Origin of the sequence: Bradyrhizobium sp. LHD-71, from assembly GCF_031157255.1 — a bacterium.
GTDB lineage: Bacteria > Pseudomonadota > Alphaproteobacteria > Rhizobiales > Xanthobacteraceae > P52-10.
This window is the reverse complement of the sequence record NZ_JAVIFX010000002.1, coordinates 166,929-179,395: the sequence shown is the minus strand read 5'-3', so window position 1 is coordinate 179,395 and position 12,467 is coordinate 166,929. Positions and strand designations below refer to the sequence as shown.

The window sequence follows — 12,467 nt, the reverse complement described above, 5'->3', positions numbered from 1 at the left end:
ATGGATGATCACTGGCTGACGCGGGATAGCACCATCCGCCTGCTTTGGATCGTCTTTGCGATCGCTCTGGCCGGCACGGTGTTGATGGATCTGGTGGTGCATCATCATCCCTATTTCGGGCTCGACGGCACCTTCGGTTTCGGCGCGTGGTTCGGCTTTGCAAGCTGCGTCCTGCTGATCCTCGCGGCAAAGGCGCTTGGCTGGATGCTCAAGCGTCCGGACACCTACTATGACAGCTAGCGCGCTGCCTCCCGCCCTGGTGCTGATTGCGGCCGGGATACTGCTGCCGATGCTGTCCGGACGGCTGCGTCCAACGCTGCTCCTGCTGGCGCCGCTCCTGACGCTCTATCTCATCTGGCAGGTTCCGGACGGAGTCGCGGCTCGGCATGCCTATCTCGGCTACGAGCTCGTGCTCGTGAAGGGCGATGCGCTGTCGCGGTTGTTCGCGACCGTTTTTGCCATCATGGCGTTCGCCGGCGGGCTGTTCGCACTCAACCAGCGCCGCGTGATCGAACTTGCCGCGGCCTTCTGCTACGCCGGTGCTGCTATCGGCGTGACCTTCGCAGGCGACTGGCTGACGGTCTTCATCTTCTGGGAACTGATGGCGATCGCCTCCACCCTGATCATCTGGAGCGTGGGACCGTCCGCTTACGGTGCTGGTTTGCGCTACGCAGCGATCCATCTTCTGGGCGGCGTGCTGTTGATGGCCGGCATCGTCGGCGAAATCGCAAGCACGGGTTCGACCGCATTCGACAAGCTGACGCTCGACAGCGTTCCGCGCGGCTTAATCCTTGCGGCCTTCCTGCTCAACGCGGGCGCCTGGCCGCTCTCTGCCTGGCTGCCGGACGCCTATCCGGAAAGCTCATGGAGCGGGATGGTGTTTCTGTCGGCGTTCACCACGAAGACGGCAGTCTTTGTGCTGCTGCGGACCTTCCCGGGAACGGAGCTGCTGATCTACGTCGGCCTGTTCATGGTGTTTTACGGGATCATCTATGCGATCCTCGAGAACGACATGCGCCGAATACTTGCCTATTCGATCGTCAACCAGGTCGGGTTCATGGTCGTGGGTATCGGCATTGGTACGGAGATGGCGCTCAATGGCGCCGCCGCGCACGCATTCACGCACATCATCTACAAGGCGTTGCTGCTGATGTCGGCGGGCTCGGTTCTCTACATGACCGAGAGGCGCAAATGCACCGATCTTGGAGGGCTTTTCAGAACGATGCCGTTTACGGCCATCTGCGGCATTGTCGGTGCGCTCTCGATCTCGTCCTTCCCGCTCACATCGGGCTTCGTGTCGAAATCGATGATATCGGAGGCTGCAGGAAAGGAGCATCTGGCGGTTGTCTGGTATCTTCTGGCGGCGGCCTCCGCCGGCGTCTTTCTGCACGCGGGCATCAAGTTTCCCTGGTTCGTGTTCTTCCAGAAGGACTCGGGTCTGCGGCCCGCCGAGCCACCGTGGAACATGCGGATGGCGATGGCGTTCTTCGCGGTTCTCTGCATCGGCATCGGCGTGGCACCACAAGCGCTCTACGCACTGCTGCCGTTCGGGGTCGACTACATTCCCTATACGGCGAGCCACGTCGTCTTTTATCTGCAGCTCCTGCTGTTCTCGGGCCTGGCCTTCTTCCTGATGCTGAACCTGCTCAAGCGGACACTGACCATCACGCTTGACGTGGACTGGCTCTACCGGCGGGCAGGGGTCAGCCTTGCGAAAAGCTTTGACCGGCTCGCCGGGCGCGGCTGGAGCGGCATTGCTACTTGGACGACCGGTGGTGCCAGCGCAGTCGGGAGGGCAGCTCGCTACTATCACGGTCCAGAGGGCATTCTTGCTCGAAGCTTGCCGACCGGTGCCATGGCATTCTGGGCCGCAATCATGCTGGTGATCTACCTGGCTCTGTTCTACCTCTGACCGATGGAATCATCATTGTGCGCCTGCACAAGCGCCTTGATGCGCTGCATCACGCGCGCCTGATCCGCCATTGACGCTGAGCCCGGTCCGTATCATCCTCAAGTTGTAAAGACCTCCTGGCCCGATGAGGTGGTGGTCTGATTTTGCGCTCCGTATCCTGCTTTGATCTTGCAGCCGGTGCATACGCGAGATAGGCGCCACGAAGCGACTTGAAATCGGTCATCGGGACAGGCGCAGTTTCCGCCCTTTTGTTCGCTGCCTTCGATGAAGGATGAATGGGGGATGGTGGTAGCGCTCATACTGCTTTTGGTCGCGATCGGCTCGGTGTTGTTTCACCTGCTGAGCCCGTGGTGGTGGACGCCTATTGCGTCGAACTGGGGCTACATTGACGATACCATCTCCCTGACGTTCTGGATCACCGGCGCCGTCTTTGTCGCGGTCGTCGCGTTCATGGCCTATTGCGTCTTCCGCTTTCACCACAAGGAGGGACGCAAGGCCGCTTACGAGCCGGAGAACAAGAGGCTCGAATGGTGGCTGACGGTCGGCACGGCGGTCGGCGTCGCAGCGATGCTGGCGCCGGGTCTGGTCGTCTGGCACCAGTTCGTCACGGTGCCGGCAGATGCGTCGCAGATCGAAGTCATGGGACAGCAATGGCGCTGGAGCTACCGCCTTCCAGGAAAGGACGGCAAGCTCGGCACATCCGATGTCCGTAACGTCAGCTCCGACAACCCGTTGGGATTGAATCCGGGCGATGCGGCAGGACAGGATGACGTCGTGATCGAAAGCGGCGACCTCCACCTGCCGATCGGTAAACCTATCAAGGTGCTGCTGCGCTCCGTCGACGTTCTCCACAATTTCTATGTGCCTGAATTCCGCGCCAAAATGGACATGGTGCCCGGCGCGGTCACCTACTTCTGGTTCACGCCCACGCGGACAGGATCCTTTGACGTGCTCTGCGCGGAGCTTTGCGGCATTGCGCACGCGCAGATGCGAAGCAAGGTCATCGTCCAGGAAGAAGGCGAGTATCAGGCGTGGCTGGAGCAGCAGCAGACGTTTGCGGAGCTGTCCGGCCAGCGTAGGACCTTGAAAGCGACGTACCAGGTGAGTGGCGAATGAGTTGCTGATGCGACAGATCGCGAACGGCGGGAGCGGCCGGCCGCGACGAATCTGAAGAGGGCAGCCGATGGTCGATGTCCTGTCTGACACGAACACGGGGATCACGCCGGCCGAAGTGGTCGACGTCGAGCTTTACCATCCAAAGAGCTGGTGGACGACGTACATCTTTTCGCAGGACGCCAAGGTCATCGCCATCCAGTATGCGCTGACGGCGATGGCCATCGGGATGGTTGCGCTGGTGCTGTCGTGGCTCATGCGACTGCAACTCGGATTTCCTGGGACGTTCTCGTTCATTGATCCGAGCCAGTATCTTCAGTTCATCACCATGCACGGCATGATCATGGTGATTTACCTGCTGACCGCGCTGTTTCTGGGAGGCTTCGGCAACTACCTCATCCCGTTGATGGTCGGCGCCCGGGACATGGTCTTCCCCTACGTCAACATGCTGAGCTACTGGATCTACCTGCTCGCCGTGGTGGTGCTGGTCGCGACCTTCTTCGTGCCGGGTGGCCCGACCGGCGCCGGTTGGACGCTGTATCCACCGCAGGCCATTCTTTCCGGAACTCCCGGTGGGAACGAGTGGGGCATCATCCTGATGCTGGCGTCGCTCATCCTGTTCATCATCGGCTTCACCATGGGCGGATTGAACTACGTGGTGACGGTGCTGCAGGCACGCACCCGCGGCATGACGTTGATGCGGATGCCGCTGACGGTGTGGGGTATTTTCACAGCAACGGTGATGGCGTTGCTGGCGTTTCCGGCGCTGTTCGTCGCCGCGGTGATGATGCTGCTCGACCGGGCGCTCGGCACCAGCTTCTTCATGCCGACGCTCCAGGAGATGGGCCAACTGATGAAGTATGGCGGCGGCAGCCCGCTGCTGTTCCAGCACCTGTTCTGGTTCTTCGGTCATCCTGAAGTTTATATCGTCGCGCTGCCCGCGTTCGGCATCGTCTCCGACCTGATCAGCACGCACGCGCGCAAGAACATCTTCGGCTATCGCATGATGGTGTGGGCGATCGTGGCGATCGGCGCGCTCAGCTTCGTCGTCTGGGCGCACCATATGTATGTCAGCGGCATGCACCCGCAATTCGGGTTCTTCTTCGCAACGACCACGCTGATCATCGCCATCCCGACGGCCATCAAGGTCTACAACTGGGTGCTGACCCTGTGGCGCGGCGATATCCATCTTACCGTGCCGATGCTCTTTGCCCTTGCCTTCATCGTCACGTTCGTGAACGGCGGACTGACAGGGCTGTTCCTCGGCAACGTGGTCGTGGACGTACCGCTGTCCGACACCATGTTCGTCGTCGCGCACTTTCACATGGTGATGGGTGTGGCGCCGATCATGGTCGTGTTTGGCGCGATCTATCACTGGTATCCGAAAATCACCGGCCGAATGCTCAACGATGGGCTCGGGAAATTCCACTTCTGGGTGACCTTCCTCGGCGCCTATGCCGTTTTCTTCCCCATGCATTACGTGGGCCTTCAGGGCATGCCTCGTCGCTATCACGACATTGGCGAAACGTCTTTCATCCCGGCCTCCGCCCATGATCTCAACGCGTTCATCAGCGTGGCGGCGCTGATTGTCGGCGCCGCGCAACTGGTTTTCGTGTTCAACCTCGCCTGGAGCTTGTTCAAGGGGAAGGAAGCCGGCGGCAATCCGTGGGGAGCCACGACGCTGGAGTGGCAAACCCCGCAAACCCCGCCGGCACACGGCAACTGGGGCAAGGAGCTGCCGATCGTTTATCGCTGGGCGTACGACTATAGCGTGCCCGGCGCGCCGCGGGACTTCGTGCCGCAGAATGAGCCTCCGGGCGGGTTCGCGGTGCAGGGAGCCCGTGCATGAGCGCCATTGTGCTGTTCCTGGCGGTGGTCGCGGTCATTGCGGGGTGGTGGCTTTCCCAGCAGCGGCTGGCCAGCAAACCCTGGCTCGAAACGGGCGTGATCGACGATGCTCGCGGCGCTTCATCGCTGCCGCCGGCGAAAATCGGACTGGGCGTGTTTCTCGCGGTCGTCGGCTCGTTGTTCGCGCTTTTTGTCAGCGCCTACACCATGCGGATGGAGCTGGTCGACTGGCGTTCGCTGCCGGTGCCGAAGCTATTGTGGTTCAATACCGCCGTTCTCATCGTGAGCAGTGGCGCACTGCAATGGGCGCGGGCTGCGGTTGGTCGCGACGACGGCGAAGGGGTGTTGATCGGCCTGCTGGCGGGAGGCGCTTCCGCCCTTGTTTTCCTGATTGGCCAGCTGTTGGCGTGGCAGCAGCTCGATGCTGCGGGTTACCTTCCGGCAGCCAATCCAGCTAACGCCTTCTTCTATCTGATCACCGCGACCCATGCTCTGCACGTGGTGGGCGGCCTCGTCGCCCTGGGCAGGACAACGGTCAAGGCGTGGCGTGGCGCCGAACCGGCACAGCTGCGCCTGGGCGTGGAACTATGCACCATGTACTGGCATTTCCTGCTGCTGGTCTGGCTGGTGTTGCTTGCGCTGCTGACGGGCTGGGCGGACGATTTCGTCGCCATCTGTCGCCAGCTGCTGACATGAGGAACGGTTGGCGATGGCCGAGACTGCGCTGACAAACACCGTTGTGCCGCATCCGCGGCCACCAGGCTGGCAAGGCATTGTCGCGGACTGGTCGTCGGACCAGCGGGCGTTCAAGAACGTCCCGTGGGGGAAGGCCATGATGTGGATCTTCCTCCTCAGCGACACCTTCATCTTCGGCTGCTTCCTGCTCGCGTACATGACGGCGCGCATGTCCACGACCGTGCCCTGGCCGAATCCGAGCGAAGTCTTCGCGCTCGAGATTGCGGGGCACCATATCCCGCTGATCCTGATCGCCATCATGACCTTCGTCCTGATCAGCAGTAGCGGGACGATGGCGATGGCTGTCAACTTCGGCTACCGGCGCGATCGCGTCAAAACGGCGATCCTGATGCTGGTGACCGCCGTGTTGGGCGCAGCATTCGTCGGTATGCAGGCTTTCGAATGGACCAAGTTGATCATGGAAGGGGTGCGGCCGTGGGAGAACCCATGGGGCGCTGCGCAGTTCGGCTCGAGCTTCTTCATGATCACCGGCTTCCACGGCACCCACGTGACGTTCGGCGTGATCTTCCTGATCATCATTGCGCGAAAGGTCTGGCGCGGAGACTTCGATCACGGACGACGAGGCTTTTTCACCAGCAGAAGAGGGAACTACGAAGTCGTCGAAATCATGGGCCTGTACTGGCACTTCGTCGATCTCGTGTGGGTTTTCATCTTCGCTTTCTTTTATCTGTGGTGAGGTCGCCGGATGACAGAGGCTACAGCAACTCTCGACGGACAACGTCAGCACGACGCTCATGCACATGAGGCGCCCGCGCCGGCGTCGGCGCACGCGGAGGGCCAGCAGCACCCGATCAAGCTTTATCTCGTGGTCTGGGGATGGTTATTCGTTCTCAGCGCTTGTTCGTATTTCGTCGACTACTTCGCGCTGCAAGGCCATCTCAGATGGTCGCTGATTCTGTTGTTCATGGTGTTGAAGGCCGGCTTGATCGTCGCCGTGTTCATGCATATGGCCTGGGAGCGTCTGGCTTTGACCTATGCCATCCTGCTGCCGCCGGCGCTGATACTGGTTTTTGTTGCGATCATGGCGTTCGAATCCGACTACACGCATCTGACCAGGGTGATATTCTTCGCGTCAGGGACGTAACCATCATCACCATCATCGAGCTTGGGGCGACTGACATATTCGTCAAGGAGACGATCGGATGCGCATTTTCGGTTTCTTTGTCGTCCTTGGAGCTGGGGCGCTCGCGATGCTGCCTGGTTACGCCCAGGATCCGGCTGCGGGCGAGAAGATTTTCAACCAGTGCAAGGCGTGTCATCAGGTCGGCGAGAAGGCCAGGAACGCCGTCGGACCGATGCTCAACGGGCTGTTCGGACGGAAGGCGGGGACGATCGAAGGCTACAGCTATTCGCCGGCGAACAAGAACTCGGGACTTGTCTGGGATGAAGCAACCTTCCGCGACTACATCAAGGATCCCAGGGCCAAGATACCCGGGACCAAGATGATCTTTCCGGGTCTGAAGGATCCGAAGCAGATCGACGACATCGTCGCCTATCTCAAACAGTTCGATGCAACTGGAAAGAAAGCGGCGCGGATTGCTCCTGCCGGAACCGGACTGGCGCAGGTGCAGCGCTAGGGGCGCCGATGGGCCGCCACTATCCTCGGCGCTGCATCAAGGTCAGCGCTCCAACGATCCGCTCTCCGCTTTCCTTCTGAACCGACCAAAGTCGCTCGGTCCGGCGTTTGCGAACATCCGGTCCAGCATTACCTGGGCAATCTCGGGTCGGAAATGGGAGACATCGAGCCAATGGGCGAGATCTTCCGCCAGCCACTCAGGCGCGGTGAAGTCCCATAGGTCGGTGATTTCGTTGATACTGGCGATCGTGTCTTCGAGGCGTCCCGGTTCGTAGGTCGAGCTGTTGACCCGCGTCAGCGGATTGAGAGCGATCGTCAGCTGAATGTCCTTCCGGCGGCACAACTGAACGAACTCATCAAGATCCCTCAGTTGTTCGTTCAGAAACGGCTTGTGCGATTTGCTGATGCGCGAAAGCCGTTCGGGCGTCGGGGCTTCCTCCGCCTGTGCCGGTTGACCACCGGCCGCCACAAGTCCCGTTGGCGGGCCGTCCAGCGAGGCCAGGCGCACGTTGGGGGTGGCGGTCAGGTCGCGCCGTGCCGTCGAGGTGATACTCTCCCGCCATCCCTTGAACTGCACGGCGAAGAGGTAGCGCAGCCAGAATCTCAGCCCGGACTCGCCGCTGACCTCAGGTGGAAGGAAGCTGTCCAGGTTAAGGTTGGTCCAAGGGCGGGTGCCGAAGAAATCTGCGTCCAGCAGCAGCAGCACTTTCTGAATCTTGCCGCCATGCGCGGCCTGATCGCTCAGAATGTATTTCAGGAAAGGCAGATGGTCCGTTATCGCCCCGGCGGACACGGCAAACGAAGCGACGTGTTTGGCTCCGAGCGCCAGGGCGACGGCGTTGGTGTCGAAGGCCTTTCCACGGGAGTTCGAAAACAGCAGTCCATCGGTTTCCACCGCGCGCAGCTTATAGGCCAACAGCCGATGATATCGCTCGTTCGCGGTTGCGCGTCCGTCCGACGCACATGCGCGAAAAACGCATTGCGGATCGATTGCAACGTTGAGGGTGGCGGTGGCCGCGAGCAACGCTGCACAGGCCGCAGCGACGATGATGGAGTATGTCTTCGAGATCATGGCTGCCTAGAACTGATAATAGAGAAACTCCGTGAACTGGTTGAGCCGCGCGAACAGAACCGCGAACAGAACGACTGCTCCAGCGCACCAGGCCGCACTCGGGGTCCAGGTCAAGCCATACGAGCGTCTCCAGTCGGAATGAGGTTCGTTCTCGCGATAGTTCGTCAGCTCCATGGTGTCCGGGACAAGCAGCATGACCGCGAGCGCTGCGGCGGTGAGCAACGTTGCGGATATGCTCCAGTGCGCGCCGAACCAGGTTCGAACGAATTCCTCAGAGACATATCCTTGTCGCAGAAACCAGAAATCGGGCGCCGGATTGAAGTTCACGTCAGAGGCGCCCGGGCCAAAGCCGGCCATTGCCTGCAATAGCGATCCGGCGGTCTCGATGTTCGCGGCCCGAAACATCGTCATGCCCACCGCAAAAGCTGCGAAAGTCAGCAACCACCCCACGCTGCGGCCGATCATCGTCGGTCGAACCGGGCCCCGCAAAAGACGCCAGATGTGGTTGAGCGTAAGCAGCGCGCCATGGAAAGCGCCCCATGCAATGAAGGTCCAGTTCGCTCCGTGCCATAGCCCGCCGATCAGCATCGTCACGAACAGGTTGGCGCACTGTCGCAGGCCTCCCTTCTTTCCGCCGCCGAGCGGAACGTAAATGAAGTCGCGCAAGAATCGGGAAAGGGAGATGTGCCATCGCCGCCAGAGGTCGATAATGCTTGTCGAGCGCAACGGAGCGGCAAAGTTCACGGGCAGCCGAAGATTGAACAGCAGCCCAAGGCCTACGGCCATATCCGAATAGGCGGAGAAGTCGAAGAAGAGCTGCAGGGAGTAGGCGATGGAGGCGCCCCATGCCGCCGCCGCGCCGATCGGCTGGCCGGCGGCGGCCGCATCGAATACCAGCGAGACGTGTGGCGAGAGCTGGTCAGCAAGCAGAATCTTCTTGGCGAGGCCCAGCAGAAAGATGGTCAATCCCAGAGCCACATTGTCCCAGTTGATCCGATAGCGACCCCGATCGTCGAGCTGCGGCCCGAGCTCACTCCAGCGAACGATCGGTCCCGCAATCAGATGCGGAAAGAACGCGACGAACATGGCGTACTTCGCGGGCGCGACCTTTTCCGGGTGCCGCGCGAGCTCAACGAGAAACGCGATCTGTACGAACGTCGTGAAGGACAGGGCGAGCGGCACGTCCGGAACGGATGCGCTGCGCTGTTCAAAGATCGACAGGATGAAGTCGAAGTACTTGAAGTAAGCGAGGACAAGCACGTTTGCGGCGACGCCGGCAAGAACGAGGGGACGGCGCTCGGCAATCGGCGATGCGAGAATTCGACTGGCCAGCCAATAGTTCAAAACGATCGACGCGATGGGGAGCACGACGAAAGGAGGCTTCCACCACGCGTAGAATATCAGCGAAGAGATCGTCGTCGTCGCGACGGCCGCCGAGATGCTCCATCGGGCCGCAAGAAAGTGAGCCGCTAGAGCAAGCGGCAGGAAGAGAATGAATTCGTACGAATTAAAGAGCATCGATGGATCGCTCCCGCAACCGCATGACGAGCCGGTCGCCAATGACGGTCGCTGGCGAGGCGGCTGTCATCGGCTCAGTCGGGGGCGCTTGGTGGCAGCAGGGAGTCGATGGGCAATCGGTCGCCCGAAAGCGGATTGGAATTTTTCGTTGATTCGCGAATTGCGAGTGTCGTCGATTTTGATGTCGAGCATTGCCCACCTGCCCCAGTGAACGAGACGCCTACTATAGACCCGCGGCGGCTTCAGGCGAGTCCGGCGGGCAAGAATCCGTGGGTTCGTGTCGTCCGCTTCGGACAGGAGGCAATGAGGTCGCGTCGGCGATCGGTTGCTTCTGGGATATGAGTGCGGTGTTCAGGCTTCGCAGCCATTTGCTTGGCGCGCCACGCGTAGCCGAAGGCCAGGCGTGGTGCCGGAAGAGGGGATTGAACCCCCGACCTTCGGTTTACAAAACCGCTGCTCTACCGCTGAGCTATTCCGGCTGTGGCCGAACAGCTAGCAGCGCCGCCGCCGTCCGACAAGGTCACAGTTAACGAAATTAAAGCCTGCGCAAAACGCAGTCTTTCTCGCTGAGCGCATGCGCGCGAACTTCCATCTTCGTTAACGGGCTGGTTTACGCGCGCTTGCGAAGTCGAATGATCCCAATGCTTACGCGTTAGGCTTACCGCCACATTTGCGGCCACTTTTTACCCCCGACCGTGTCCATTGAACTACAGTCGCGGCGAGTTCCGGGGCGACAACAGATGCGGATGGCGTTTGGGCTTGCATTTCTGACAGGTATGACGGTCGCAGCCTTGGCCGATACAGGCCCAGTGGTCGTCATTCCGTCTCGGGCTGGTGTGCCGATTGTCATCGACGGCATCGATGCCTCGTTCGCGGTGGTCGAAGGCGACTGGGGCCTCGGCAAGGGAATTCACGTTCAGCCGACGGTCTACGGCGGCTGGCCTGCGGGCATGCCGCGTCCAGCAGGTCATTACTATCCGCGCACTGGACGCCGCCCTGGCTATGGTCGTCACGAGATCAACACACCGCCGCGCGTTCTGCCAGGTGCCGCTCCTTATTACCGGTCGTGGTCGACGGAGTCGCCGCGCGGCTACGAGCCGCCAACACCAGTGCCGGCCGACCCGCCGCAGATCATCTACTCGCCGGAGCTTCGGGCGCGCGGACAGCAGCTCCAACCTCAAATCCCATCCCGGCGCTGATTCATCCGTGATGGGTTCTGGGCGGCAAACAGAAGCGAAGAATTCAAGAAGCGTCAAACGAGAACGAGCAGCGTCAAGAGTTGCGTAACAGGAGAGCACAATGCGTCGATATCTGATTGGTCTTGCAGCCGCGATGGCGGTGGCGGCGGTGTCCGCCCCCGCGATGGCGGGTTGCGGAGGCTGCGGCCCGAGTTTGATTTCGAGTTGCGGGTCGGGAGGCTATGGCTCGTGCGGCGATTGGGGCTACGGCGTCGGCTGGTCCTATTCCCTGTTGCCCCCGCCGGTCACCTACTACTCGGTTCAGCCGCAATACTGGGTTCAGCCGCAGTACTACTATGTCAATCAGGGGCCGACCTATACTGGTCCGGGCATGTTCGCGCCGGCTGTCAGCTATCAGCAGCGCGCGGTCGGCGGCTGGAGCGGCTATTCGCGCGGCTACTACGGCTATGACGGTGGCCCTTACGCGCATCCGACCCATCACCACTATCACGGCATGCCGGCGGTTACGGCACCGACGGTCTACAGCTATCGCCGCGCTTATCGGCACCGGTACCACGGCTATTCGCGCTACTATGGGCCACGGCATCGCGGTTATCACAGCTATCGGCACCACGGGGCGCCGCGTCACTCGCATCACCATCGCTATCACTGACGGCGCTCGCAGCACTTGATCCCGGGGGAGACGCCGTGGCTCCGGGGTCGCATACTGCGTCACAGACCGAGCTGGGGATCAACCCTGCCGGGAATTCCGGCGACATCGTTATGCTGCGGCTCTAAAACCGCCTCATTCCTGGCGTCAGCAGTTTGTGACACAGTACAACTAATCTGTCCCATGTCCGTACTCATCGAATCCAGTGGCGAACAGCTGACTGACAACGACATTGGAGAGTTCGAGCGGGACATCGGTTACGCGATGCCACCTCGCTATCGTGCATTTCTTTTGCGATACAATGCTGCAAAATTTCCTCCACCGCGTCTCGATAGCCCGGATGGGTGGCAACTTGGTCTTTACACTGAGCCGCAACCACCGCTCACGGCTGCCGAGGCTTGGGTAAATCCCGACGGCTTCTGGGACCTGCAGCTCATGCACGGTCTGTTACGCGATCCGCGGCGATATGGAGATCTGCGAAACATTTATCGGGTCATGCGCGAGTGGAATCATCCAGGTGAGCTGCTGCCGATCGCAAGCCAATGCAGCAACGGAAAATACTTCCTGTGCTTGGATGGCCCGCGAAAGAATTCCATTCTGATCGCCGGTGAGCGATATCTTGGGAAATACAACGACGACGAAATCATCACGCCTGACGACTATCATATGATCGCCGAATCTTTCGATGATCTGATTGCGCGGCTGGAGTGGCGCAAAAGCGAATAATTGCGCTGCGGCGGACACAAAAGCACGATTGGGAAATTGAGAAGCGTCGGAATCATTCGAAGCTGGCTATCCGCCTCGATGCCAGCCTACCAGTGCTG

The 12,467-nt window shown here is 60.6% G+C and carries 13 protein-coding genes and 1 tRNA gene; 11 read left to right on the top strand and 3 right to left on the bottom strand.

The features are described from left to right. From RCO31_RS02205 to RCO31_RS02170, 8 genes are all read left to right on the top strand, one after another. The gene (locus tag RCO31_RS02205) at window positions 1-240 is read left to right on the top strand and encodes a hypothetical protein (protein ID WP_308966553.1); all 240 of its coding nucleotides are present in this window, start codon (window positions 1-3) and stop codon (window positions 238-240) included. Then, window positions 230-1,912: a Na(+)/H(+) antiporter subunit D gene (locus RCO31_RS02200; protein WP_308966552.1), complete on the top strand. Its 1,683-nt coding sequence runs from the start codon at window positions 230-232 to the stop codon at window positions 1,910-1,912. The genes RCO31_RS02205 and RCO31_RS02200 overlap by 11 nt, the downstream gene beginning before the upstream one ends. A 282-nt stretch (window positions 1,913-2,194) precedes the next feature. Continuing rightward, window positions 2,195-3,028 (top strand): cytochrome c oxidase subunit II, encoded by an 834-nt coding sequence (gene coxB / locus RCO31_RS02195; protein WP_308966551.1) that lies wholly within the window; start codon window positions 2,195-2,197, stop codon window positions 3,026-3,028. Between the two features lie 67 nt (window positions 3,029-3,095). Continuing rightward, window positions 3,096-4,874: a cytochrome c oxidase subunit I gene (ctaD, locus tag RCO31_RS02190; RefSeq protein WP_308966550.1), complete on the top strand. Its 1,779-nt coding sequence runs from the start codon at window positions 3,096-3,098 to the stop codon at window positions 4,872-4,874. Beyond that, a complete protein-coding gene (locus RCO31_RS02185) occupies window positions 4,871-5,569 on the top strand; it encodes a cytochrome c oxidase subunit 3 (RefSeq protein ID WP_308966549.1) in 699 nt (232 codons plus the stop codon). Before ctaD ends, RCO31_RS02185 begins: the two co-directional genes overlap by 4 nt. Before the next feature lie 13 nt (window positions 5,570-5,582). Further along, window positions 5,583-6,305, top strand: coding sequence for a heme-copper oxidase subunit III family protein (locus RCO31_RS02180; protein WP_308966548.1), 723 nt, complete (start codon window positions 5,583-5,585; stop codon window positions 6,303-6,305). 9 nt (window positions 6,306-6,314) lie between these two features. Continuing rightward, window positions 6,315-6,713, top strand: coding sequence for a cytochrome C oxidase subunit IV family protein (locus tag RCO31_RS02175; protein ID WP_308966547.1), 399 nt, complete (start codon window positions 6,315-6,317; stop codon window positions 6,711-6,713). Between the two features lie 58 nt (window positions 6,714-6,771). Further along, window positions 6,772-7,206, top strand: coding sequence for a c-type cytochrome (locus RCO31_RS02170; RefSeq protein WP_374991408.1), 435 nt, complete (start codon window positions 6,772-6,774; stop codon window positions 7,204-7,206). 42 nt (window positions 7,207-7,248) lie between these two features. Here the strand turns inward: RCO31_RS02170 and RCO31_RS02165 are convergent, their stop codons facing one another. The 3 genes from RCO31_RS02165 to RCO31_RS02155 all read right to left on the bottom strand — a co-directional run bounded on the left by RCO31_RS02165 (window position 7,249) and on the right by RCO31_RS02155 (window position 10,274). Further along, window positions 7,249-8,121: a hypothetical protein gene (locus RCO31_RS02165; protein WP_308966546.1), complete on the bottom strand. Its 873-nt coding sequence runs from the start codon at window positions 8,119-8,121 to the stop codon at window positions 7,249-7,251. Window positions 8,122-8,283: 162 nt separating this feature from the next. Beyond that, window positions 8,284-9,795: an MBOAT family O-acyltransferase gene (locus tag RCO31_RS02160; protein WP_308966545.1), complete on the bottom strand. Its 1,512-nt coding sequence runs from the start codon at window positions 9,793-9,795 to the stop codon at window positions 8,284-8,286. 404 nt (window positions 9,796-10,199) lie between these two features. Beyond that, window positions 10,200-10,274: transfer RNA gene (locus tag RCO31_RS02155), tRNA-Thr, on the bottom strand. A 261-nt stretch (window positions 10,275-10,535) separates the two neighbouring features. Here RCO31_RS02155 and RCO31_RS02150 point away from each other — a divergent pair. From RCO31_RS02150 to RCO31_RS02140, 3 genes are all read left to right on the top strand, one after another. Continuing rightward, window positions 10,536-10,994, top strand: a complete 459-nt coding sequence (locus RCO31_RS02150) for a hypothetical protein (protein WP_308966544.1) — start codon at window positions 10,536-10,538, stop codon at window positions 10,992-10,994. Window positions 10,995-11,094: 100 nt separating this feature from the next. Then, window positions 11,095-11,646, top strand: coding sequence for a hypothetical protein (locus RCO31_RS02145; protein ID WP_308966543.1), 552 nt, complete (start codon window positions 11,095-11,097; stop codon window positions 11,644-11,646). Between the two features lie 180 nt (window positions 11,647-11,826). Continuing rightward, window positions 11,827-12,369 carry an SMI1/KNR4 family protein gene (locus RCO31_RS02140; RefSeq protein WP_308966542.1) on the top strand — a complete coding sequence of 181 codons (543 nt, stop codon included), beginning with the start codon at window positions 11,827-11,829 and terminating at the stop codon, window positions 12,367-12,369. The last annotated feature ends 98 nt before the right edge of the window (window positions 12,370-12,467 follow it).

Bases quoted from the DNA above. Each gene is read 5' to 3' on its own strand.
- RCO31_RS02160 (WP_308966545.1), bottom strand. From the start codon at position 9,795: ATGCTCTTTAATTCGTACGAATTCATTCTCTTCCTGCCGCTTGCTCTA.
- RCO31_RS02140 (WP_308966542.1), top strand. From the start codon at position 11,827: ATGTCCGTACTCATCGAATCCAGTGGCGAACAGCTGACTGACAACGAC.
- RCO31_RS02150 (WP_308966544.1), top strand. From the start codon at position 10,536: ATGCGGATGGCGTTTGGGCTTGCATTTCTGACAGGTATGACGGTCGCA.
- RCO31_RS02180 (WP_308966548.1), top strand. From the start codon at position 5,583: ATGGCCGAGACTGCGCTGACAAACACCGTTGTGCCGCATCCGCGGCCA.
- RCO31_RS02145 (WP_308966543.1), top strand. From the start codon at position 11,095: ATGCGTCGATATCTGATTGGTCTTGCAGCCGCGATGGCGGTGGCGGCG.
- RCO31_RS02185 (WP_308966549.1), top strand. From the start codon at position 4,871: ATGAGCGCCATTGTGCTGTTCCTGGCGGTGGTCGCGGTCATTGCGGGG.
- RCO31_RS02205 (WP_308966553.1), top strand. From the start codon at position 1: ATGGATGATCACTGGCTGACGCGGGATAGCACCATCCGCCTGCTTTGG.
- RCO31_RS02200 (WP_308966552.1), top strand. From the start codon at position 230: ATGACAGCTAGCGCGCTGCCTCCCGCCCTGGTGCTGATTGCGGCCGGG.
- RCO31_RS02170 (WP_374991408.1), top strand. From the start codon at position 6,772: ATGCGCATTTTCGGTTTCTTTGTCGTCCTTGGAGCTGGGGCGCTCGCG.
- coxB (WP_308966551.1), top strand. From the start codon at position 2,195: ATGGTGGTAGCGCTCATACTGCTTTTGGTCGCGATCGGCTCGGTGTTG.
- ctaD (WP_308966550.1), top strand. From the start codon at position 3,096: ATGGTCGATGTCCTGTCTGACACGAACACGGGGATCACGCCGGCCGAA.
- RCO31_RS02175 (WP_308966547.1), top strand. From the start codon at position 6,315: ATGACAGAGGCTACAGCAACTCTCGACGGACAACGTCAGCACGACGCT.